A 21727-nucleotide genomic window follows, 5' to 3' on the forward strand; every position below is an offset into this window, starting at 1 on the left:
GGGTTGCGTCGAGACGGGCGCAAACGTCACCGTTTCGGCGGTCTGGACGGCCGGGTACTTGCGCGATCCGTCCCGCCCGTGTGGACTACGGCCCAAAGCCGCGCGTACGCGCGCGGCCGCAGCATCTACCGAACATGATCAGGAGGCAAGCCGTGAGCGCGACCGCGGACCACGCGGAGGAGCGGACCAACCCGGCAGCGAGGCTGGGGTTCGAGCCCGGACAGGTGGTCCAGGAGATCGGCTATGACGATGACGCCGACCAGGATCTCCGTGAGGGCATCGAGTCCGTAATCGGCCAGGATCTGGTGGACGAGGACTACGACGATGTCGCAGACGTCGTCGTCCTCTGGTTCCGGGACGAGGACGGCGACCTGACGGACGCACTGGTGGACGCCATCGGCCTCCTCGACGAGGGCGGTGTGATCTGGCTGCTCACCCCGAAGACCGGCCGGGACGGCTACGTCGAGCCGAGCGACATCAGTGAGGCCGCTCAGACCGCCGGGCTCTCCCAGACCAAGAGCATCAACGCGGCCAAGGAGTGGTCGGGCAGCAGACTGGTGGCCCCCAAGCGCTGAGCAGTCGAGGGCGCAGGCCAGGACCCCCTCCGACCGAGGTCGCGGGGGGTCCCTGCGTAGGGTGGACCCATCACCCGGACGGGAACGGCGATCACCGCGCCGCCCTGAGGGAACCGGACGGCACCGCTCGGCACGGCGGCGCACTCTTCGAAGGGAACCACCCGCATGGCGATCGAGGCCGGCACCGAGGCCCCCGCGTTCGAGCTGAAGGACAACCACGGTCGGACCGTGGATCTCGCCGGATTCCGCGGTGAGAAGAACGTGGTGCTCCTCTTCTACCCCTTCGCCTTCACCGGCGTGTGCACGGGCGAGCTGTGCGCCCTGCGCGACGAGCTGCCGAAGTTCGTCAACGACGACACCCAGCTCCTCGCCGTCTCCAACGACTCCATCCACACCCTGCGCGTCTTCGCCGAGCAGGAGGGACTGGAGTACCCGCTGCTCTCCGACTTCTGGCCGCACGGCGAGGTCTCGCGCGCCTACGGCGTCTTCGACGAGGACAAGGGCTGCGCGGTGCGCGGCACCTTCGTCATCGACAAGAAGGGCATTGTGCGCTGGAGCGTCGTCAACGCCCTCCCGGACGCCCGCGACCTCAACGACTACGTCAAGGCCCTGGAAACTCTCTGACGTACGGGCCGGATACGGGCAAACTGTCCGCCGTGGATCCGGTGAACGGTCCGCCGCGGTACGGGCGAACTGTCCGTCGTGTCCGGACCGCCCCCGGAATGCGGCGGGCGGCCCCGCGCGACCCGTCGCGCCGGGGGGCGCCCGAGGGTGTATCGATCGGGAACCGGTCACTAGGATCCACTCGTTGATCCGATTACGAACGCACGACGGGGGCACTGCCCCTGAAAACCAATGGAGGGACTCGTGGGAGTCAGCCTCAGCAAGGGCGGCAACGTCTCGCTGACCAAGGCCGCGCCCGGTTTGACCGCGGTGCTCGTGGGCCTGGGCTGGGATGTCCGTACCACCACCGGTTCGGATTTCGACCTGGACGCCAGCGCTCTGCTGACCAACGCCGAGGGCAAGGTCACCAACGACGGCAACTTCGTCTTCTTCAACAACCTCAAGAGCCCCGACGGATCCGTCGAGCACACCGGTGACAACCTCACCGGTGAGGGCGAGGGCGACGACGAGGCGATCAAGGTCAATCTGGCCGCGGTCCCGGCCGACGTCGACAAGATCGTGTTCCCGGTCTCGATCTACGAGGCCGAGAGCCGCCAGCAGTCCTTCGGACAGGTGCGGAACGCGTTCATCCGCGTCGTCAACCAGGCCGACAACAACGAACTCGCCCGTTACGACCTGAGCGAGGACGCCTCGACCGAGACCGCCATGGTCTTCGGCGAGCTGTACCGCAACGGCGCGGAGTGGAAGTTCCGCGCCATCGGCCAGGGCTACGCCTCGGGCCTGCGCGGCATCGCGCAGGACTTCGGCGTGAACGTCTGAGAAGGCACCATCCCGTCCGGCGCCGCACTCCCGAGTGCGGCGCCGGACGTGCCTGCGTGGTTCACGGGGCATGCCGGGCAGGGCATGCGGCCGCGCGGGCGATTCTGTCCGGAGGCATGGGTCGTGCCGGGCAGGGCAGTCTGTGCAAGCGCACCGGGCGCGCCGAGCCGGGCACCCGCTTGCGATCACACCGTCTTTTGGGGAGGACCACATCATGGGCGTCACGCTCGCCAAGGGGGGCAATGTCTCCCTCTCGAAGGCCGCACCGAATCTCACTCAGGTGCTCGTAGGACTCGGCTGGGACGCGCGCTCCACCACCGGAGCCGACTTCGACCTCGACGCGAGCGCGCTGCTCTGCAACAGCGGCCGCGTGCTCGGGGACCCGTACTTCGTCTTCTACAACAACCTCAAGAGCCCCGAGGGCTCCGTCGAGCACACCGGTGACAACCTCACGGGCGAGGGCGACGGCGACGACGAGTCGCTGATCGTGGACCTGCCCCTGGTTCCGGCGAACGTCGACAAGATCGTGTTCCCGGTCTCCATCCATGACGCCGACAACCGGGGACAGACGTTCGGCCAGGTCAGCAACGCGTTCATCCGCGTGGTCAATCAGGCCGACGGCCAGGAGCTGGCCCGTTACGACCTGAGTGAGGATGCCTCGACCGAGACCGCGATGATCTTCGGCGAGCTGTACCGGTACGGCGGCGAGTGGAAGTTCCGTGCAGTAGGCCAGGGGTACGCGTCGGGCCTGCGGGGCATCGCTCTAGACTTTGGGGTCAATGTTTCGTAAAGCCGCGCACTGAGCGGGGAAAACCCGTCATCGATGCGCGGGGTGAACCTCCCCACGGTCTGCCCGGGGGGATTCGGGGGACCCCCACTTACACGATTGGGTACCAGTGGTTCTGAAAACCTTCGGCTGGTCGTTCGCGGTCACCGCGCTCGGCTTGGTCGCGGCGGTGTTCTACGGGGGATGGGCGGCTTTCGGGCTCGTGGCGATCCTGTCCGTCCTGGAGATCTCGCTGTCCTTCGACAACGCGGTGGTCAACGCCGGAATCCTGAAGAAGATGAATGCCTTCTGGCAGAAGATCTTCCTCACGATCGGCATCCTCATCGCCGTCTTCGGTATGCGGCTGGTCTTCCCGGTGGTCATCGTCGCCGTGAGCGCCAGTCTCGGCCCCATCGAGGCCGTCGAGCTGGCACTCAACGACAAGGACAGGTACGAGGCGCTCGTCACCGACGCCCATGCCTCGATCGCCGCGTTCGGTGGCATGTTCCTGCTCATGATCTTCCTCGACTTCATCTTCGAGGACAGGGAGATCAAGTGGCTCGCCTGGCTGGAGCGCCCGCTCGCCAAGCTGGGCAAGGTCGACATGCTGTCCGTGTGCGTCGCTCTGATCGTGCTGCTGATCAGTGCGGTCTACCTCGCCCCCGAGGCGCACACCCACAGCGGTGCGCAGGACAAGGCCGAGACGGTTCTGCTCTCCGGTATCGCCGGTCTGATCACCTACCTCATCGTCGGTGGTCTGTCCGGCTACTTCGAGAACAAGCTGGAGGAAGACGAGGAGCGGGAACACGAGGAGGAGGAAGCAGCCAGGAAGAGCGGCAAGCAGGTCTCCGCCGTCGCCCTCGCCGGCAAGGCCGCCTTCTTCATGTTCCTCTACCTGGAGGTTCTGGACGCGTCCTTCTCCTTCGACGGCGTCATCGGCGCCTTCGCCATCACCAACGACATCGTGCTCATGGCCCTCGGCCTCGGTATCGGCGCGATGTACGTCCGGTCGCTCACCGTCTACCTGGTCCGTGAGGGCACCCTGGACGACTACGTCTATCTGGAGCACGGCGCCCACTACGCGATCGGCGCGCTGGCCGCGATCCTGCTGGTCACGATCCGCTTCGAGATCAACGAGTTCATCACGGGCTCCGTCGGTGTGCTGCTGATCGGCTGGTCCTTCTGGTCCTCGGTCAGGCGGAACAGGGCTCTTGAGGCGCAGGGGAACTCCCCGGGCGAGAAGTCCGAGTCACACTCCTCGGCCGGGGTGTGACGCGGCGCGTATTGCGGAACGCTCTCTGCGGGGCGGTGCCGGGGCCGGTGCCTCGGCGCCGCCCCGCGCGCGGTGCGGGGAGAGCGGGGTGATGGATCCGACGACACCACTGGGGGTGGCACGGCATGGCCTTCTGGGACGGTCTGCTGCGGAGCAGGTCCGCGCAGTTCGACACGGGCAGCGCCGCGACGAACTCGATAGCCCTGACGAAACGGCGCCCGACGGTCTCCCTCACCAAGCAGGGCGCGGCCACCGGTCATCTGCGGGTCAACCTCTCCTGGCGGATGCGCACCTCCGACATCGAGGGGCGGTCCCGGCAGAGCGGTCTGCTGCGCCACCCCTTCAAGCTCTTCCAGCCCGATGTGGTCCAGGCGCACACCCAGGGCATGGTCAACGTCGACCTCGACCTCGGCTGCCTCTATGAGCTGGCGGACGGCGCCAAGGGGGTCGTACAGCCCCTCGGCGGCTTCCTCGGTTCGACGAACGAGCCGCCGTACGTCAGGCTCAGCGGCGACGACCGCTTCGGCTCCGGCTCCGGTGAGACGATCTACGTCAATCTCGATCACCACGCCGAGATCAAGCGGATGCTGTTCTTCGTCTACATCTACGACCAGACACCCGCGTTCGACCGTACGCACGCGCTGGTGACCCTGTTCCCGAGCAGCGGCCCCCGGGTGGAGATCGAACTGGACGAGCGCGCCCCTCAGGCGCGCTCCTGCGCGGTCTTCACCATGGAGAACGTCAAGGGGGAGCTGACCGTCCGCCGTGAGGTGAAGTTCGTGTACGGCTTCCAGGCGGAGCTGGACCGGCTGTACGGATGGGGCCTCCAGTGGGGCCGCGGTTACAAGAGCAAGCTCTAGGGGCGAGCGGGAGGCGGTCGGGCGCGGTCACGTGCACGGTCATGGGCGCGGGCGCCCACGGGGGCCCGCTTCCCCGTGCGGGCCCCCGTGCGGGTCCCCGGAGCGCGCCGCCGGCCCGGGCTGCCGTAGCCCGGGGCCAGGGCGGTCCCGGAGCCCGGAGAGGTGCCGGGGTCCCGGGAGGGGCCGGGGCGGGGGGTGGTGCCGGGCTCCCGGGAGGGCCCGGGGCGGGTACCCGGAGGCGGGTCGGTGCCGGAGCCCGGGTGGGCCGGGGTGCCCGTGCGGGTACCCGGGGCGCGGGCCCGGTCTGCGGACACCCTCGGCCGGAGCGCCCGCGGTCGTCCGGTCGGCCCGGCCGGAGCCGGGCACGCGTCGGGACCCGGGCCTCACCCTGGCCGGGATGAGGCGCTCAGGGGCGTACGAACTGGGGACCCATCGGCGGCAGCCGGAAGTCCGGGTCGGGGACGAAGGCGGCCGCGGGCTGCGGATACCCGTACCCGGACCGGGCCGGGGGAGAGGCCGGCTGGGGGTATCCGTAGGCGGGAGCGTCCGGGGACTGCGGATAGCCGTACGCGGGGGGTTCCGAAGGGGGCGCGGGGGCCGCTTCGGGCTCGGTCTCGTCGACCGAGATCCCGAACGCCGTGGCCAGCCCGACCAGCCCGGTCGGATAGCCCTGTGCCACCGCGCGGAACTTCCAGCCCTCCCCGCGCCGGTACAGCTCGCCGCAGATGATCGCCGTCTCCTCGCCCGTCTCGGGCCTCACATCGAAGAGCGCCAGCGGCTCGCCGTCGGCCAGGGTCGCGTCGTAGAGCAGTATCCGCAGATCACGTACATGCTGGAAGGTGTCGCCGTCGGACGAGGCGGCGAGCACGACCTGGTCGACGGAGGCGTCGAGCGCGGCGAGATCCGCCTCGACGGTGTCCGTCAGATGCTCCGCGACGCGCTTCTTCGGCAGCCGCCGTACCAGTCCGGAGGGATGGCGCGGCTGGTTGTAGAAGACGAAGTCCTCGTCGGAGCGCACCCGGGCGTCGGTACCCAGCAGCAGGGCCGACGCGTCCACATCGGGGACGCCCGCGCCCGGCGTCCAGCGCAGCACGGCCCGTACGGCCGTGGCATCCAGCGGGACGTTCGAGCCCTTCACCATCGCGTGCGTCATGCCCGTCATCCTGCCCTTTCGGAGGTCGCCCGGACAACGGGGGGCACTTGTTCTCGGGGCGAGACACATGCATGGTGCAAGCGGGTCACCTCGAATTCATCACCTTGGGGAACCCTTGGCACACTTGCGTACGTACTAATACCGGCCATGCCATTCAGGCCGGACCGTCCCACAGCACGGGGGATTTTATGCGTCATTTCGGGCATCTCTCGCCCGCTGTCCGTGAACGTGTGTTCCATCAGGAGCCGTGTGAGTTCAGCGCGGCCTCCTCCGCACGGGTACTCGCGGCAGCTCTCGGGGCCACGCTCTACAGCCCCGCCACCCGCCCGAAACTCGCCGACGACATCCTCAAGCAGGTCGGCCGCGGAGTCGTCTCGATGGTGCTCTGCCTGGAGGATTCCATCGACGACGCGGATGTGCCCGCGGCCGAGGAGAATCTGGTCCGCCAGTTCACCGATCTCCACTCCCGGGGCCGGGAGGTGCCCCTGCTGTTCATCCGTGTGCGTGAACCGGGCCAGATCCCGGATCTCGCGGAGCGCCTCGGCGACTCCGTTCGGATGCTGACCGGATTTGTACTCCCCAAATTCACGGAGGAGCGTGGCGTCCCCTTCCTCGAAGCGCTTGTGGCGGCGGAGGCCGCGACCGGACAGCGGCTCTTCGCGATGCCCGTTCTGGAGTCCCCCGAACTGCTTCATCTGGAGACCCGCGGCCAGACGCTCAGCGGAATCTGCCATACGGTCGAGAAGTACCGCGACCGGGTTCTCGCGCTGAGGCTCGGCGTCACCGACTTCTGCTCGGCGTACGGGCTGCGCCGGAGCCCCGACATGACGGCGTACGACGTCCAGCTCATCGCCGCCGTCATCGCCGATGTGGTCAATGTCCTCGGCCGCGCGGACGGTACCGGCTTCACCGTGACGGGCCCCGTCTGGGAGTACTTCCGCCTCCAGGAGCGCATGTTCAAGCCCCAGCTGCGGCGGAGCCCGTTCATGGAGGTCCGCGCCGAGGAACTGCGCACCAACCTCATCGAGCACGACCTCGACGGTCTCCTCCGCGAGATCGAGCTGGACCGGGCCAACGGGCTGACGGGCAAGACCTGTATCCACCCCTCGCACGTACTGCCCGTGCACGCGCTGTCCGTCGTCAGCCACGAGGAGTTCAGCGACGCACAGGACATCCTGAGCCCCGGGCGGAACGGCGGCGGAGTGATGCGCTCCGCCTATACGAACAAGATGAACGAGGTGAAGCCGCACCGGGCCTGGGCCGAGCGCACCCTGCTCCGCGCGGAGGTCTTCGGTGTGGCCCGGGAGGAGATCGGCTTCGTGGAGCTGCTCACGGCGGGGCTCTCCGGCGAGTGAGCCCCCGGATACCCGGCGCCGGGATACCTGGCGCCGGGACACACGCCCCCGGACACACGGCGCCGGGATGCGCGGCCCCCGGAACCGGAACCCGCGTCCCGCGGTCCCACCGGAAGGGGCACGGCCCCACGGAGACGGCACCGCGAACGCACGGAGAAGGCAGAGAAGGCAGAGAAGGCAGAGAAGGTACGGAGAAGGGATGACACACCTGTGACGGTCTGGTCGGGAACATGGGTCACCGAGCGGCTGGGCGTCGGCCTCGAAGGGGACGAGCGGCTGCGCTCGCTCCTCGGCCTCGCCCTGCGCCGCAACCCCCGGCGGGCCCATCTGCTCGTCTCGAACGTGCTGGGCAAGCACGTCCCCCAGTCGCCCGCGGTGGTGTACGGGGCCGGGCACGGCCTCGGCGCCCGGGTCCGCGCGCTCCTCGGCGACGAGGAAGCGGCCCGCGCCGTCGTCGTCGGGTACGCGGAGACCGCGACCGGCCTCGGTCACTCGGTCGCCGACGGGGTGTCCCTCGCGCCCTACCTCCACTCCACCCGCCGTCCCGTCGAGGGCGTACCCCGCGCGGGCGGCTTCGAGGAGTCCCACTCCCATGCCACCTCGCACCTTCTGCTCCCGGAGAACCCGGACCTGCTGGCCGGACCGGGCCCGCTGATCCTCGTGGACGACGAGTTCTCCACGGGGAACACCGTGCTGAACACCATCCGTGACCTGCATGAGCGCTACCCCAGGGACCGCTATGTGATCGTCGCCCTGGTCGATATGCGCTCTCCCGGGGACCGCGGGCGTCTCGACTCCTTCGCCGCGGAGATCGGCGCGCGGGTGGATCTGATCGCCCTGGCCTCGGGGACGCTCCGGCTGCCCGACGGCGTCCTCGCGAAGGGCCGGGCGCTCGTCGCCGCCCATGAGCCGTCCGCGCAGCCGTCCGCATCCGGGCGGGGCGCCGCCGTGGTGGGCCCGGGAGCCCCTGCGGCGGACCCGGGCCCGGGGGGCGCGGCTCCGGCAGGGGCTCCGTCCGGCGGGGAGACGGCTTCCGGTTCCCGGCCGGCCGTCGCCACCGCCTCGGACGAGGGAGGCCGGGGACCCCTCACGGATGCCGGGTCCGGACCTGGGCCTCTCCCGGATCCGGGTTCCTCCCCGGGTGGGGAGCGCCTTCCCGCTTCCGGGTCCGGCCCTCTTCCCGATGCCGGGTCCCTCCCGGACCCGGACCCCCGTCCGGTCGCCCCGGACACCCGCGCCGCGGCCGCGACCGGCCCCGGCCCCGTAACGGCGGACGTCCGGGCCGGTGCGCCCGCCGTGCCGCCCCGCGCGGCGAAGGTGCGCCCGGCGGAGGTGCGCCGGGTCGAGCTGGAATGGCCGGACGGAGTGCCCGACGGCGGGCGCCACGGCTTCCTGCCGGGGCACCGGCAGCGGCTGGAGGACGCGCTGCCCGCCATGGCCCGGCGGCTCGCCGACGCCGTCGGCCGGGGGGCCGGGCGGGTGCTCGTCCTCGGGTTCGAGGAACTGATGTACGCCCCCCTGCGCCTCGGCACCGCCCTGGAGCAGGTTCTCGACGCCGATGTGCGGTACTCCACGACCACCCGTTCGCCCGTTCTCGCCGTCGACGACCCCGGCTACGCCATCCGTACCAGGATCGCCTTCCCCGCCCACGACGACCCCGCGGACGGCCCGGGCGAGCGCTACGCCTACAACGTCGCCGACGCCGGGTTCGACGTCGTCGTGGCCGTCGTCGACTCCGTCGCCGACACCCCCGGCCTGCACGCCCCCGGCGGCCTGCTCGACCGGCTCGCCGCCCACACCCCCCATCTGGTGCTGGCGGTCGTGCCCAGCCACGTCCCCGGCCCCGCGCGGACACGCCCGGCGCCGGCACCGCGCACCGCGCCCGCACCGGGCCGCGCGCGGACGACGTCCCCCGCGCCCGCACACACGACGTCCCCCGCGCCCGCACCGCGCCCCGTACCGGAAAAGGTCCCCATGCTGCCCGAGCCCCTGCGCGGCCCCGCGTTCTCCTCGTACGCCCCCGAGCAGGTCGGCTGGCTGCTCCAGGATCTCTCGGACGTCGAGCTGGAGGCCCCCACGGAGGAGCGCGAGGAGGCGATCCAGAGCGGCGGCGCGCACTACGCGGAGTCGCTGCCGGTGGAGTACCAGCCGAGCGACGAGTACCAGGCGCTGTTCCGGCGGGCGCTGGACGAGTCCGCCGGCCGGATCGCCCGTGCCGTCGGCGTGGTCACCGAGACCGTTCTCGCCGAGCGGTCCCCGCGCCCGGTCCTGGTGTCGCTGGCCCGCGCCGGCACCCCCGTCGGCGTGCTGATGCGCCGCTGGGCCCGCGACCGGCACGGTCTGGACCTGCCCCACTACGCCGTGTCCATCGTCCGCGGCCGGGGCATCGACGCCAACGCCCTGCGCTGGCTCCAGCGGCACCACGACCCGGCCGACGTGGTGTTCGTCGACGGCTGGACCGGCAAGGGCGCGATCACCCGCGAGCTGGCCGCCGCCCTCGACGCCTGCGAGGACCTTCAGGGGTTCGACCCCTCGATCGCCGTGCTCGCCGACCCCGGCGGCTGCGTCAGCACCTACGGCACCCGCGAGGACTTCCTCATCCCGTCCGCGTGCCTCAACTCCACGGTCTCCGGCCTGATATCGCGTACGGTCCTGCGCGCCGACCTCGTCGGCCCGCACGACTTCCACGGCGCCAAGTTCTACCGCGAACTCGCCGGGTCCGATGTGTCGAACGACTTCCTCGACACCGTCGCCGCCCGCTTCGACGAGGTCGCCGCCGCCGTGGACACGGAGGTCAAGGAACTGCTCGCCGCGGATCGCGCACCCACCTGGGAGGGCTGGGCCGCCGTCGAACGGATCAGTGAGGAGTACGGCATCCACGATGTGAACCTGGTCAAACCGGGTGTCGGGGAGACCACCCGCGTACTGCTGCGCCGCGTCCCCTGGAAGATCCTCGCCCGCACCGGCGCCGGAGCGGATCTGGACCATGTGCGACTGCTGGCCGCACAGCGCGGTGTCCCCGTGGAGGAGGTCGGCGAACTCCCGTACAGCTGCGTCGGGCTGATCCACCCCCGCTACACCCGGGGCGCGACCGGCGCCGACGGCACGGCGGTGACCGCGCCGTGAACCCGTCCACGACGCTGGTCGCCAGCGATCTCGACCGTACGCTCATCTACTCCGCCGGGGCCCTCGGGCTGACCGTCCCCGACGCTCAGGCCCCCCGGCTGCTCTGTGTCGAGGTCTACCAGGGCAAGCCCCTGTCGTATGTCACCGAGACCGCGGCCGGGCTGCTGCCCCGGCTGGCCGCGGAGACCGTGTTCGTGCCGGCGACCACCCGCACCCGTGAGCAGTACGGACGCATCCACCTGCCCGGCCCGACTCCCCGGTACGCCATCTGCGCCAACGGCGGTCACATCCTCGTCGACGGCGTCTCCGACCCCGACTGGCAGCGCCGGGTGGCCGCGCGGATGGCCGGTGAGTGCGCCTCCCTCGACGAGGTCCGCGCCCATCTGCTCGCCGTCGCCGATCCCGCGTGGCTGCTCAAGGAGCGGGTCGCCGAGGACCTCTTCGCCTATCTCGTCGTCGAGCGGGCGCTGCTGCCCGAGGGCTGGGTCAAGGAACTCGCCGCCTGGGCAGACGGCCGTGGCTGGGGCGTCTCCCTCCAGGGCCGCAAGGTGTACGCCGTACCGAAGCCGCTCACCAAGAGCGCGGCGGTCCAGGAGATCGCCCGGCGCGTCGGCCCGGCCCGGATCCTCGCGGCGGGGGACTCCCTGCTCGACGCCGATCTGCTGCTGGCGGCGGACCGCGCCTGGCGCCCCTCCCACGGCGAACTCGCGGACACGGGCTGGAGCGCACCGCGGGTGGATGTGGTGCCGGAGCGCGGTGTGGCGGCGGGGGAGGAGATCCTGCGGCGTTTCCTGGAGGGGTAGCACGCCGCGATCCGGAGCGGTGGCGCACCGCGATCCGGGGCGGTGGCGTGAGGCTTCCCGTGGCGGTGCGGGGCTGGTCGGAGCCCCGGTCCCGTCGGCGCGGGTGCGGCCCTGGACCTGCCCGGATTCGGCTCCGGGCGGGGCCCGCCGGGATCCGCTCGGGCGGGGAACCGTCGACGGGTGGCGGGTCACCGCCGACGGGTGGCGGGTCACCGGCGCCGTGCCCTGGGGCATCGCGCCTCAGCGCCCTTGTGCCTTCAGCCCCGAGCCTCCGCGACATGGCCCTTCCTGTGCCTCACCGCCGCCGCGCCCCCGTGCCCGCCTTCCGCAGCCGTACGGCGACGAACCCCAGCACCGCGAGCAGCGCCGCCACCAGGACCGCCTTCGAGTAGGTGGAGACATACCCGGACACGGACTCCCAGTTCTCGCCGAGTGCGTACCCGGCGAGCACGAACACCGTGTTCCAGATCGCGCTGCCCAGCGTCGTCAGCGCCAGGAACAGCGGCAGCGGCATCCGCTCCACGCCCGCCGGTACGGAGATCAGCGAGCGGAAGATCGGGATCATCCGCCCGAAGAACACCGCCTTCGGGCCGTGCTTGGCGAACCACGCCTCCGTGCGCTCGATGTCCGAGACCTTCAGCAGCGGAATCCTCGCGGCGATGGCGACCGTACGGTCCCGGCCGAGCAGCGCCCCCACCCCGTACAGCGCGAGCGCGCCGACCACCGAGCCGATGGTCGTCCACACCAGCGCCGCGAGGAGATCCATCCGGCCCGTGCTCGACGCGAAGCCCGCCAGCGGCAGGATCACCTCGCTGGGCAGCGGCGGGAAGAGGTTCTCCAGGGCGATGGCGATACCCGCTCCCGGAGCGCCGAGGGTGTCCATCAGGCTGTTGATCCAGCCCGGAGCACTGCTCTCGATCTGCGCCGCGCTGCTCACGATCATGGGTTCCATGCGTTCTACGCTAGGAAATCGCGCCTGAAGGGAAACTGAAGTCCGCCCCACGGAATCGTGCGGTCTACCGCAGTGTGCACCCCGTACCGACCGGGTTAGCGTGCGGGCATGCGGGCGGAATCAGCGGAATCAGGGGAGACGACCGGGACCGCCGGGACCGCCGGGACCGCCAGGACGGCGGAGACCGCCCGGAGAGCCGACACGGCCGGGACCGCAGGGACCGCCTGGGCACCCGGGACAGCCAGCGCCCCCCAGGCACCTGGGACAGCCGGCACGCCCGAGGCGCCCGGGACAGCCGGTGCACCCGGGGCACCCGCGACAGCGGACATACGCGGCTCACTGAAGGCGGCAGCCGTACGCGGGGCGTGGTACGCGGCGGGCCTGGCCGTCGGGGCCCTCACCGCGGCCGTCGAACTGCTCCTCGCCCTCCTCGGTGGCCTGGCGCTGCTCTGTGTCCTCGCCTGGCCGCGCGGCCGGCGCGCGGTGCTGCGCCCGCTGGCCGCGCTCACGGTCCGGGTCACGGACGGTGAGCTGCGCCGTCTGGACCGCTTCTTCCTGATGCGGCCGCCTCCCGTCCCGTACGCACCCGGGCGGGCCGCCCGCTATGCCGCGGCCCGGGTGCCGCTGGGCCTGCTCGGCGGGATGATCCTGGGCTGTCTGCTCACCGGTCTGGCGTGGGTGCTGTTCGCCCTGTTCGGCTGGTTCCTGGTGCGGATCGACTATCCCGTTGAGGTCGCCGCGACCGGATTCCTCGGTGTCTTCGTGATGATCCTCGCAGCTCAGGGGGTGTACGGGACGACGCTGCTGGAGGGCCGGGTGGCCCGTCACTTCCTCGGCCCCAGCCACCAGGACGTACTGGAGCGGCGTATCGCCGAGCTGTCCACCACGCGTTCCGAAGTACTGGACGCGGTCGACGACGAGCGCCGCCGGATCGAACGCGATCTCCACGACGGAGTCCAGCAGCGGCTGGTCGCCCTCGGCATGCTGCTGGGCCGCGCCCGCCGCAGCCGCGACCCCGGGCACGCCGATCAGCTGCTCCTCCAGGCCCATGAGGAGAGCCGCCGCGCCCTGAACGAGTTGCGCGAGGTCGCCTGGCGGGTCTATCCGACCGTGCTGGACGAGGCGGGCCTGCGGGTCGCCCTGGAGACGGTCGCCGAACGCACGACACTCCCCGTCCGCCTGGAGTACGCCGTCGAGCCCGCGGCCGGGCGGCAGGTGGAGACCGTGGCGTACTTCGTCGTCACCGAGGCGGTCACCAATGTGGTGAAGCACTCGGGAGCCACCCGGATCGAGGTGACCCTGCGCCGGGACGGCCCGACCCTGTATGTGAGTGTGGCGGACGACGGCTCGGGCGGCGCCGACCCCGCCGGCGGCGGACTCACCGGGCTGGCGAGCAGGGTAGCCGCCCTCGACGGCCGCTTCGGGGTGCACAGCCCGTCCGGCGGACCCACGACGATCACCGCGGAGCTGCCGTGCGCGTAGTCCTGGCCGAGGACTCGACCCTGCTGCGGGAGGGACTCGTACGCCTTCTCGTGGAGGAGGGCCATGAGGTCCTGGCGGCCGTCGGCGACGGCGAGAGCCTGCTGACGGCTGTCGGGGAGCGGCGGCCGGATGTGGTGGTCGCCGATGTCCGGATGCCCCCGACCCACACCGACGAGGGGCTGCGGGCCGCCCTGGAGATCCGCCGCCGCTGGCCGGGCGTCGGGGTGCTGGTCCTGTCCCAGTACGTGGAGAAGCGGTACGCCACCGAGCTGCTGACCGGCGAGTCGGAGGGCATGGGCTATCTCCTCAAGGACCGGGTGGTCCAGGTCGACGAGTTCCTCGACGCGCTGGAGCGGGTGGGGCAGGGGCGGGCCGCCTTCGATCCGGAGGTCGTACGCCAGCTCCTCGCCCGCAGCACGCGTACGCATCCGCTCGCCGGTCTGACCCCGCGCGAGCGGGACGTCCTCGCGGAGATGGCCCAGGGGCATGGGAACGGGGCGATCGCCGCACGGCTGTACATCTCGCAGAGCGCGGTCGAGAAGCACATCAACGCGATCTTCGACAAGCTCGGGCTGACGAGGACGCCGGGTTACTCGCGGCGGGTGGTCGCGGTGCTCAGATATCTGGGTTCCTGACACCGGGGAGCCCGGCCCCGGTGACGCGGGGCCGCTGTCGCCGGGCGGCGAGGGCCCGGTCGGTCGGCGCTCCGGTGGTTGCTCGGCGGTCCGGTGGTTGTTCGGCGGTCCGGTGGTTGTTCGGCGGTCCGGCAGTGGGGCGGGCTCGGGGCTGGTCGGGCCCGGAGTACGGTCGCCTGCGGTGGCCGCGCGACTCGGGCCGGTCCGCCCCGAGGGGTGCCTGGCTCGCCGGAGGCTCGGCTCTCCGGGTGCGGGCCCCGGCACGGAGCTGCCCGGCGCACCGGCCCTGGCACGGACGTGGCACCGGGCGCCGTCGCACGGGGCAGCCGGCACCGACGGGTGTTCCCACGGAGCTTTTCCCGCGTGTGCGGGTCAGCCGGGGTCAGCCGCAGCAGCCGCCACCGCAGCAGCCCCCACCGCCTCCACCCCCGCCGCCGGGTGCGGGCTGGGCGCTCCTCCCGGCGCTCGAACCACCCACGGCGACGGCGGAGAGCAGCTTGACGGTGTCGTCATGACCGGCCGGGCAGTCCGCCGGGTCGGACGACCGGGCCATCGGCCGGTCCACCTCGAAGGTGTCGTCGCAGGTGCGGCAGCGGTACTCGTAACGGGGCATGGACCAAGGCTACGGGCTCCCCTGCGGTTCACGCTGCTGCCCCTGCCCCTCGGCCCGCTCCCGCGCCGTCCGCTGCTCCCGCTCCTGGAGCTCGCGGCGCCGCCGGTCCTCCAGCTCCGCCTCCTCCGGATGCCGGGCCCGCCAGTACGGGTTGTCGTGCGGGAGCGTCGAACTGACTCTCCCGTACATTCCGAAGAACATCAGCAGCAGGCCCACGACAAAGCTGAACAGGACGTTCTCGATATGGAAGGCCAGCGGGTTGAAGCTGGTGCCCAGCAGGGCGAGGTTGATGAAGCCGCTGCCGATGAAGGCGATGCCGAGCACCATGTTCAGCGTCGACGCGAAGTTGCCGCCGATGACCATCCCGGCGAGCAGCAGCGCACCGACACAGATGGACAGCACGCTCAGCGTGCCGTTGGTGTTGAGGCCGATGACCGTGTCGCCCGCCGTGCTGAAGAAGCCGATCTTGTTGATCAGCCCCAGGATGCCGAAGACGACCAGGAAGAGGCCCATGAGCCCGGCGCCCACGCGGTAGAAACGGCTGAGGCGGTGATCGACGGGGAGATGCTCGTTCAGCCTCGTCGGCTGCTTGCGGGGGCTCTTGCGGGAGCCCTTGTGAGGCAGTACGTGTGCGGCCATGTCCGGCCTCCTCGGGTACGTACGCGTACCTGTACTCGTCGTACTCCCAGCATCCGCCCGGCACGCTTCCCGTACAAATCAGGTCGTACCGGGCCCGTCGGGGTCGCCGGAGAGGTGTGTGCCGGCCGGTTCCCCCGGGGCTGTGGCGCCCCTCCTCCTCCGCGACCCCGTTCCTAGGTGCTGTGGCCGGAAGGGTTTGCCGGTGGCCCGCGGTGTCCGGTGCGGTGCAGCGCAAGGCGGAGGTCCGCAGCTCGTACTCGCCGTACTCGCGCGGTCCGACAACGCGGCTGGGGGTACCTCCGGGCCGCCGGGCCCAGGGGGAGCCGTGCAGGGCGTCGCGGGCCGGTGAACGTTTCCGGTCACAGCACTAGGGAACCCCGCCGCCGCGTTCCTCCCTGATCTGCTCGACGACACGGGCGGCGGTGCGGCGGACGGCCTCGGTCTCGGTCAGGAAGTGCCAGTAGTCGGGGTGCCGGCCTTCGAGGGCGGTGACCGCGCGCGCCAGCCGGGCCACCGCGTCGTCCAGTGGCCGGGCGTGACGGGGATCGGGGGTGTTGCGCCCGGCCATGGCGAGCCGCTGGGCATCCCGGACGGCGAACCGGGTGCGCTCGATCTCCTGCTGCGGGTCCTTGGCGACCGCGTTCAGCCGCTGGAGGCGGTCACCGGCGGCGGACACGGCCTCGTCGGTGTTGTTCAGCAGGGCGCGTACGGTGCCGAGGAGCGCGGTCGCGTCCGCCCAGCGCTGTTCGTCGCGGGCCGCCCCCGCCTCCTTCAGCTTCTCCTCGGCCTGCCGGACGCTGAGAGCGGCCTGCTCCGGCACGGGCTGGAGATCCTGCCAGCAGGCGGCGGAGAAACGGCGCCGCAGCTCGCTCAGCACGGGCTCGACCGATCCGGCACGGGTGGTGAGGGCCTGTGCCCGGGTACGGAGGGAGACCAGGCGCTTGTCGATCTCGGCGGCACGCTCGGGGAGCCGCTCGGCCTCCGCGCGCACCGCCTCGGCGTCACGCAGAACATGGTCGGCGCGGTGCAGGGTCTCCGTGACCCCGTGCTGACCGGCACCCTGGTTGAGTTTGGTCAGCTCGGGCCCGAGGGCGGCGAGGCGGGCGGCGAGATCGTCCGCTCTCATTCCGGAGGCGCGTACGGAATCGAGGGCATTGCTCGCGGCGAGGAGGGCTGCTCTCGCGCGCTCGACGGCGGGTGCGAGCCGGGCCAGCTGCGTCTCGGCCTTGTCGAGCAGAGGCCCGAGCCCCTCCCCGAACCGGTCCAGCTCCGCCTTCACCCGTACCAGCTCGTCCTTGGCCCGGTTCAGCTCACCGCGCGCCTGGGAGGCGGCCGACGCCTCCAGATCGACCCGGTCGAGATCATGGGTGTCGACGGCCGTGATGTAGCGCTGACTGGCCTCGTCGATCCGGCGCCCGAGAGCCGCGAACCCCTCCACGGCCCGGCGCGCCTCGGGCGAACTGTCCACGGCCGTGATCGTCTCGATCGAGATCCGCAGATCCCGCTGCGCGGTGTCCAGCTCGTAGAACGCGGCCGCCGCGGCGTCCTTCGCGGCCTGCGCCTCGGCCCGCTGCCCCTCCCCGCGCCCCCCGAACCAGCGCCGGGTCCCCCCTCCGGTGAAAGTCCCCGGCAGCACGGCGGCCAGCAGCGGCACGGGCAGCAGCACCAGTGCGAGAACATTCCGGACGGCACTCGCTTTCGCGCTTGCGTGCGGCCGCGTGTGTGTCGCCGTCACATCCCTCTCCCGTGCTGCGTCGCCGTACCCGGTTATTCTCCCACCAGGTATCGACGAACACACGGGCCGGATGGTTCGCGCTTCACCGATTTCCTGCCGAAGCCGGCACAAAGAGGGCACGGCCCGCGGGGCGGCGCTCGGGTCCGGCGCGAGGCGGTGGACCTCGTCCCCGGCCCGTTCCGCCGGCTACCCCGCGTTGCGGATGTCCACATCGCCGTTGTCGCTGCGGGCGGTCACCACATGCTTGCTGGTCCTGTCGTTGGCCACGTCCACCTGGGCCGACCCGTTGTCCGTCGCCGCGGTGACGGCGTACGTCTTCCCGCGCGCCAGCTCGATGGTGATGCCTCCGTTGCCGTTGACGGTCTCGATCCGGTCGGCAGCGGTCCCCGCCTTCAGCGCGACCCTGATGTCCCCGTTGTCCGTCTGCGCCTTCACGGTCCTGGCGGTTACGCCATCGGTGACGAGATCGCCGTGGTCGGTCGCCAGATCGAGGGGCCCGTCCGTTCCCCGTACCGTCACATTCCCGTTGTCCGCCCGGATCTTCATCGGCGTCGCGAACCCGGAGGCCGTGACATCCCCGTGCCCGCTCTTCACCGTGACCGCGACTCCCCGGGGCACCTTCACGACGTGCCGCGCCTCGCACTCACTGGCGACGCCGTCACAGGAGAGCCGCAGCTTGAGCGTGCCCCCTTCGAGCCGCCACGACTTCTCGGGCCCGCTCCCGAGCATCACCCACCCGTCCACCTGCCGGGTCACCTCCACGGCCTTCACATCCGCGGGAACGATCTCCAGCGCGGAGTTGTCCGAGTCGATGTGCAGGCTCTTCGCGTCCAGCGCGAACGACTTCCGCTCCTCGGGGGCCTCCTGCGCGTCCGCGCTCCCGCACCCGGTCAGCGCGAACACCAGCGCACCCCCTCCGCCGACCGCGACGGCGACGCGCCCCGCCCGGCCACGAACGGTTCGCCCGCGTACGGGGTGGCGCCCCTCGGGACGCGCGTCTGTGGAAAGGATGCCGGTCATGGTGTTCGTTCCCCCCTGGTCGGGACTCGGTGTGCTCTCACGGTACGAGCCCGCCCGCCCCGCCCACGATCCTGTCGCCCACCGTCTCCGAGGTGGGGCTATCCCCCCTGAGCCTGCCGCAATCACCCTCTTCCCGCCCGCCTACTCGTTTGCGGGCCGGGGCCATCCGCCATGTAGGCTGTGCTCTCATCCACGGGTGCGTAGCTCAGGGGTAGAGCGCTGCTCTTACAAAGCAGATGTCGGCGGTTCGAAACCGTCCGCGCCCACCACGAGGAAGCATGATCAAGGCCCAGGTCACCGGCGGAATGCCGGGAGCCTGGGTCTTGGTCGTTTCGGCGGGCGGCGGGGCCGCCGACAGGCCTGCCGGGCCGGTCAGGGGGCCGGCGTGCGCGGTGCGCGCAGGGGCTTGCCTTTGAGCCTGGCGTTGGCATCGGGCGCCCGCTGGGCTGTCGGTGTCGGGAGCCTGTAGCGTCGGCGGGGCCGCGGTCCCGAGGGGTGTCGGGGCCGGGGGTGGCCGGGGGAGTGGAGGATCGGTGGCTGAACGGGTGCGGTGCGATCGCTGCCACAACGTGACCGGGCTGTCCGGGCCCGAGGGCGGCTATGTGTGCGGACTGTGCGCGCATGTCGTGGAGCCGAGCGGGTACGCCCAGGTGCGCGCGGACGGGCTGAAGGCGGTGGCCAAGGCCCGGCGGGCCAAAGCGCGCGCCCGGAAAGCGGCGCAGCAGTCGGCGGGGGTGCGTCGGCGACGCCGGACATGACGAATGCCTCCTCGCCGGGCTGGCGAGGAGGCATTCCGGGGCCGGTCAGGAGGTGTGGTTCCGGGTCAGTGAACCGGTCCGCAGCCGCTCACCACACCGTTGTGGATGTTGCAGACGCGGAATTGGACGTCGCGTACGTCGTTGATGGCCACGTCGTACTCCCAGTTGCTCGGGTTGTTGAGCGCCGGGGGACGAACCCAGCCGAAGTGGTGTCAGGCCCCTGAGCGCCACCGGTAGCCGGACCACTGGAGCACACCCGAGTCGATCCAGGAGGAGCAGTTGGTGTGCACGGACTCCCTGCCGTGGCCAGAGGCGTCGAAGTTGGCGTGGCCGCCGTGGAAACCGTCACTGGTGAGGGAGATATCGGCCTCGCCCCGATAGCAGTTGCCTTAGCTCAGCCCGCTGCGATACCCGAGGGCACCGGCTTCGCCCGCGCTCGCGGGCGCCTGGGCGACCCCGACGGCGAGGGCCGTCGCGGCGAGTGTGACGGCGAGGCGGGTGCATGTCCCAAGGCGCCCGAGCATGGCGTCCTCCTGAATCCGGTGGGCGGTGCGTGAGTGACAGAGTGCGGGGGTGGCCCGTGGATTGCCATGGGAATCCCTGCGGGGCACTGGGACATATGTGCACAGCAGGCTCAGGAAGGTCGGGGCGCGACGGATGGGGCAGGTGTTGGCGCGCGGTGCATCCTGCGCCAGGGGGAGTGGATTGGAGTGAGCGTTCCATTCAGCGCGCACGGTCCTCGGCGCGCGGTTCCGGTAGGGGCGTGTTCCTCAGGGCGAGGCCGTGGCGGAGGCCGGGTGTGCCGAGCGGCGCAGGTGTGGCCAGACGGTCCCCGACCCGGAACGGCCGTGCTCCCGCTCGTACTTCACCGATGTGGCCACCGGCCGTTCCATGAAACAGGTCAACGCGGTGGGTCGGTATGCGGGCCGGGGCGCACCTGCTGGGGGAACCGTCGGCGTGGGCAGGTGACCGGGGCGGCGGGGCGTCGTTGGTAGCGCGCGGGGGCAATCGCCTCCCCCAACCCCTCACGTCTGGATCGCGTATGGCTGCCGAGTACATTCACCGGACCTCGTACCAGGGCTTCGGCTTCGCCTGTCGTGTCGTGGAGAATCCGCGTCCGCGCACCGAGCCGATCGTGGTGCTGGGCGGCGCGTACCAGAACATGCACTCCAACCGCCGTTCGGAGAGGCCGTGGGCCGCCGCCGGAACGCTGGTGAACGTCGAACTCCCGGGACAGGGCACGGCCGATGCCCTGCCGTGCGAGTACGGCTTCGACTTCATGGGCGACGCGCTCGGCCGACTGCTGGACGAACTCGGCATCCCCCGTGTCAACATCATCGCCGTGTCGTACGGCACGGCCATCGCCTACCGCTACACCCACCGCAATCCCGGCAGGGTGGCCCGGCTCGCGCTGCTGGGGTCGACTCCGTTCCTGACGGACGAGGTGCGCGGGGCCATGGAGAGCATCAGCGGCCTCCTGTACGCCGGGCGGACCGCGGAATTCGCCCGGCTGGCCTCGCAGTTCCTGGCCTGCTCGGAGCCGGCCTGTCTGCGCGAGAACCCCAACAACGCGGCCGAGGTGCTGCGCAGGGTGCTGTCAGCGGCCGGAACGCAGGACACCGGGCGCTTCGCGGCGGCCAATGAACGGCTGCTGCGGCATCCTTTCGACCACCCCGACGGCATCCGGGGCGTGCCGACGCTGTGTGTCAGCGGTGAGCACGACCTGTTGTGCCCGCCCGATCAGGCCCGGCTGCTGGCGGCGACCGTCCCCGGCGCGGTGTTCGCCGAGATGAAGTCCGTGGGGCATGTGATGCACCTGGAACGGCCCCGGGACTTCAGTGACATCCTCGCCCGATTCATGACCGACCTCACCCTGGACGGCCACCGCAGCCTCGGCCCTCTGGAGCGTACGCCGATCAGCGTCGACGCCCCCGGACTGATGGCGGCCGCGGTCCGCTGACCGGGGCGCGCCGGGCGGTCACGCCGTGCGGGACGCCGGATGGACCGCCGAGTTTTGACGATTTCCTGTCAAGGGCGGGCGTCGGCGGGCATCCTGTAGAGCCTCCGGGAACTACCGGAATCCGACTTTGTCGCTCCGTGGGGGGATGCTTCATGTCCGGAACGCAACGCGGTGCTCTGGGACGGTTGGTGAGAGCGCTCAGCCTGGGGACGCTGGCGGTCGTCTACGCCGGAAGCCTGCTCATCACCTATCGACAACTCCATGCCAAACCGGTCCTGGAAGGCATCATCGGCGCACCCGACTGGACCCGTGCGGTCCTGGTCATGGGGCTGGTCATCGGCGGCGGCCTCGGTACGGCGGCGGCGATCGTGGACGGGCGGGCGGAGCTGTCGTCCTGGATCCTGACCGTCGTAGGGGTACTGGCGGCTCTCGCGTGGAGTCTGTGGGCGTCGAGCAGTGCGGGCGAGGACGCGGTGAACATGCTGTTCGCGGCGGCGGCGCCGTTGATCATTCTGCTGGTGTGGGCCGAACTGATGCGGCAGTTCCGCAACCGGCTTCCTTAGGGTCCCTCCCGGTCTC

At 71.1% G+C, this 21727-nt stretch carries 21 protein-coding genes and 1 tRNA gene; 15 read left to right on the forward strand and 7 right to left on the reverse strand.

Annotated elements, in window-relative coordinates; translation table 11 throughout:
- Nucleotides 1-152 precede the first annotated feature (152 nt).
- The 6 genes from ACIBCM_RS00760 (at nucleotide 153) to ACIBCM_RS00785 (ending at nucleotide 4917) form a co-directional block, all read left to right on the forward strand.
- Entirely contained in the window at nucleotides 153-575 is a 423-nt protein-coding gene (locus ACIBCM_RS00760) for a DUF3052 domain-containing protein (RefSeq protein ID WP_389263996.1), read from the forward strand.
- A gap of 165 nt (nucleotides 576-740) precedes the next feature.
- A complete protein-coding gene (locus tag ACIBCM_RS00765; protein ID WP_399238647.1) occupies nucleotides 741-1199 on the forward strand; it encodes a peroxiredoxin in 459 nt (152 codons plus the stop codon).
- 243 nt (nucleotides 1200-1442) lie between these two features.
- A complete protein-coding gene (locus ACIBCM_RS00770) occupies nucleotides 1443-2018 on the forward strand; it encodes a TerD family protein (protein WP_399238649.1) in 576 nt (191 codons plus the stop codon).
- 214 nt (nucleotides 2019-2232) lie between these two features.
- Nucleotides 2233-2808 carry a TerD family protein gene (locus tag ACIBCM_RS00775; RefSeq protein WP_399238652.1) on the forward strand — a complete coding sequence of 192 codons (576 nt, stop codon included), beginning with the start codon at nucleotides 2233-2235 and terminating at the stop codon, nucleotides 2806-2808.
- 106 nt (nucleotides 2809-2914) lie between these two features.
- Nucleotides 2915-4057 (forward strand): DUF475 domain-containing protein, encoded by a 1143-nt coding sequence (locus ACIBCM_RS00780; RefSeq protein WP_399238655.1) that lies wholly within the window; start codon nucleotides 2915-2917, stop codon nucleotides 4055-4057.
- Nucleotides 4058-4182: 125 nt separating this feature from the next.
- A complete protein-coding gene (locus ACIBCM_RS00785; RefSeq protein WP_399238657.1) occupies nucleotides 4183-4917 on the forward strand; it encodes a Tellurium resistance in 735 nt (244 codons plus the stop codon).
- Between the two features lie 406 nt (nucleotides 4918-5323).
- On the opposite strand, the gene ACIBCM_RS00790 is transcribed toward ACIBCM_RS00785, so the two are convergent.
- Nucleotides 5324-6079 (reverse strand): TerD family protein, encoded by a 756-nt coding sequence (locus ACIBCM_RS00790; protein WP_399238659.1) that lies wholly within the window; start codon nucleotides 6077-6079, stop codon nucleotides 5324-5326.
- 179 nt (nucleotides 6080-6258) lie between these two features.
- On the opposite strand from ACIBCM_RS00790, the gene ACIBCM_RS00795 reads away from it, so the two are divergent.
- From ACIBCM_RS00795 to ACIBCM_RS00805, 3 genes are all read left to right on the forward strand, one after another.
- Nucleotides 6259-7425, forward strand: a complete 1167-nt coding sequence (locus tag ACIBCM_RS00795; RefSeq protein WP_399238661.1) for an HpcH/HpaI aldolase/citrate lyase family protein — start codon at nucleotides 6259-6261, stop codon at nucleotides 7423-7425.
- Nucleotides 7426-7635: 210 nt separating this feature from the next.
- Nucleotides 7636-10551, forward strand: coding sequence for a phosphoribosyltransferase domain-containing protein (locus tag ACIBCM_RS00800; protein WP_399238663.1), 2916 nt, complete (start codon nucleotides 7636-7638; stop codon nucleotides 10549-10551).
- Nucleotides 10548-11354: an HAD family hydrolase gene (locus ACIBCM_RS00805; RefSeq protein ID WP_399238665.1), complete on the forward strand. Its 807-nt coding sequence runs from the start codon at nucleotides 10548-10550 to the stop codon at nucleotides 11352-11354. The genes ACIBCM_RS00800 and ACIBCM_RS00805 overlap by 4 nt, the downstream gene beginning before the upstream one ends.
- A 295-nt stretch (nucleotides 11355-11649) precedes the next feature.
- Here the strand turns inward: ACIBCM_RS00805 and ACIBCM_RS00810 are convergent, their stop codons facing one another.
- Nucleotides 11650-12297: a DedA family protein gene (locus ACIBCM_RS00810; RefSeq protein WP_399239777.1), complete on the reverse strand. Its 648-nt coding sequence runs from the start codon at nucleotides 12295-12297 to the stop codon at nucleotides 11650-11652.
- Nucleotides 12298-12645: 348 nt separating this feature from the next.
- Between ACIBCM_RS00810 and ACIBCM_RS00815 the strand changes: the two genes are divergently transcribed.
- Nucleotides 12646-13788, forward strand: a complete 1143-nt coding sequence (locus tag ACIBCM_RS00815; RefSeq protein WP_399239779.1) for a sensor histidine kinase — start codon at nucleotides 12646-12648, stop codon at nucleotides 13786-13788.
- A complete protein-coding gene (locus tag ACIBCM_RS00820) occupies nucleotides 13779-14423 on the forward strand; it encodes a response regulator (protein WP_399238667.1) in 645 nt (214 codons plus the stop codon). Before ACIBCM_RS00815 ends, ACIBCM_RS00820 begins: the two co-directional genes overlap by 10 nt.
- Nucleotides 14424-14805: 382 nt before the next feature.
- On the opposite strand, the gene ACIBCM_RS00825 is transcribed toward ACIBCM_RS00820, so the two are convergent.
- The 4 genes from ACIBCM_RS00825 to ACIBCM_RS00840 all read right to left on the reverse strand — a co-directional run bounded on the left by ACIBCM_RS00825 (nucleotide 14806) and on the right by ACIBCM_RS00840 (nucleotide 18430).
- Complete coding sequence (locus ACIBCM_RS00825; protein WP_399238669.1) at nucleotides 14806-15036, reverse strand: zinc ribbon domain-containing protein; 231 nt, start codon at nucleotides 15034-15036, stop codon at nucleotides 14806-14808.
- A 9-nt stretch (nucleotides 15037-15045) separates the two neighbouring features.
- Nucleotides 15046-15675 carry a DUF4383 domain-containing protein gene (locus tag ACIBCM_RS00830; protein WP_399238671.1) on the reverse strand — a complete coding sequence of 210 codons (630 nt, stop codon included), beginning with the start codon at nucleotides 15673-15675 and terminating at the stop codon, nucleotides 15046-15048.
- Between the two features lie 367 nt (nucleotides 15676-16042).
- Nucleotides 16043-17410 (reverse strand): hypothetical protein, encoded by a 1368-nt coding sequence (locus ACIBCM_RS00835; RefSeq protein ID WP_399238673.1) that lies wholly within the window; start codon nucleotides 17408-17410, stop codon nucleotides 16043-16045.
- Between the two features lie 186 nt (nucleotides 17411-17596).
- A complete protein-coding gene (locus ACIBCM_RS00840) occupies nucleotides 17597-18430 on the reverse strand; it encodes a DUF4097 family beta strand repeat-containing protein (RefSeq protein WP_399238675.1) in 834 nt (277 codons plus the stop codon).
- Nucleotides 18431-18624: 194 nt separating this feature from the next.
- Between ACIBCM_RS00840 and ACIBCM_RS00845 the strand changes: the two genes are divergently transcribed.
- Nucleotides 18625-18699, forward strand: a tRNA-Val gene (locus ACIBCM_RS00845).
- A gap of 264 nt (nucleotides 18700-18963) precedes the next feature.
- On the forward strand, nucleotides 18964-19188 hold the full coding sequence (locus tag ACIBCM_RS00850; RefSeq protein WP_399238677.1) for a hypothetical protein: 225 nt from the start codon (nucleotides 18964-18966) through the stop codon (nucleotides 19186-19188).
- A gap of 389 nt (nucleotides 19189-19577) precedes the next feature.
- On the opposite strand, the gene ACIBCM_RS00855 is transcribed toward ACIBCM_RS00850, so the two are convergent.
- Nucleotides 19578-19712 carry a hypothetical protein gene (locus tag ACIBCM_RS00855; RefSeq protein ID WP_399238680.1) on the reverse strand — a complete coding sequence of 45 codons (135 nt, stop codon included), beginning with the start codon at nucleotides 19710-19712 and terminating at the stop codon, nucleotides 19578-19580.
- A 518-nt stretch (nucleotides 19713-20230) separates the two neighbouring features.
- On the opposite strand from ACIBCM_RS00855, the gene ACIBCM_RS00860 reads away from it, so the two are divergent.
- Together ACIBCM_RS00860 and ACIBCM_RS00865 are read left to right on the forward strand one after the other, a co-directional pair.
- On the forward strand, nucleotides 20231-21148 hold the full coding sequence (locus tag ACIBCM_RS00860; RefSeq protein ID WP_399238682.1) for an alpha/beta fold hydrolase: 918 nt from the start codon (nucleotides 20231-20233) through the stop codon (nucleotides 21146-21148).
- Nucleotides 21149-21300: 152 nt separating this feature from the next.
- Nucleotides 21301-21711: a hypothetical protein gene (locus ACIBCM_RS00865; protein ID WP_399238684.1), complete on the forward strand. Its 411-nt coding sequence runs from the start codon at nucleotides 21301-21303 to the stop codon at nucleotides 21709-21711.
- Nucleotides 21712-21727: the final 16 nt, after the last annotated feature.

Origin of the sequence: Streptomyces sp. NPDC051018, assembly GCF_044456085.1 — a bacterium.
Classification (GTDB): Bacteria; Actinomycetota; Actinomycetes; order Streptomycetales; family Streptomycetaceae; genus Streptomyces.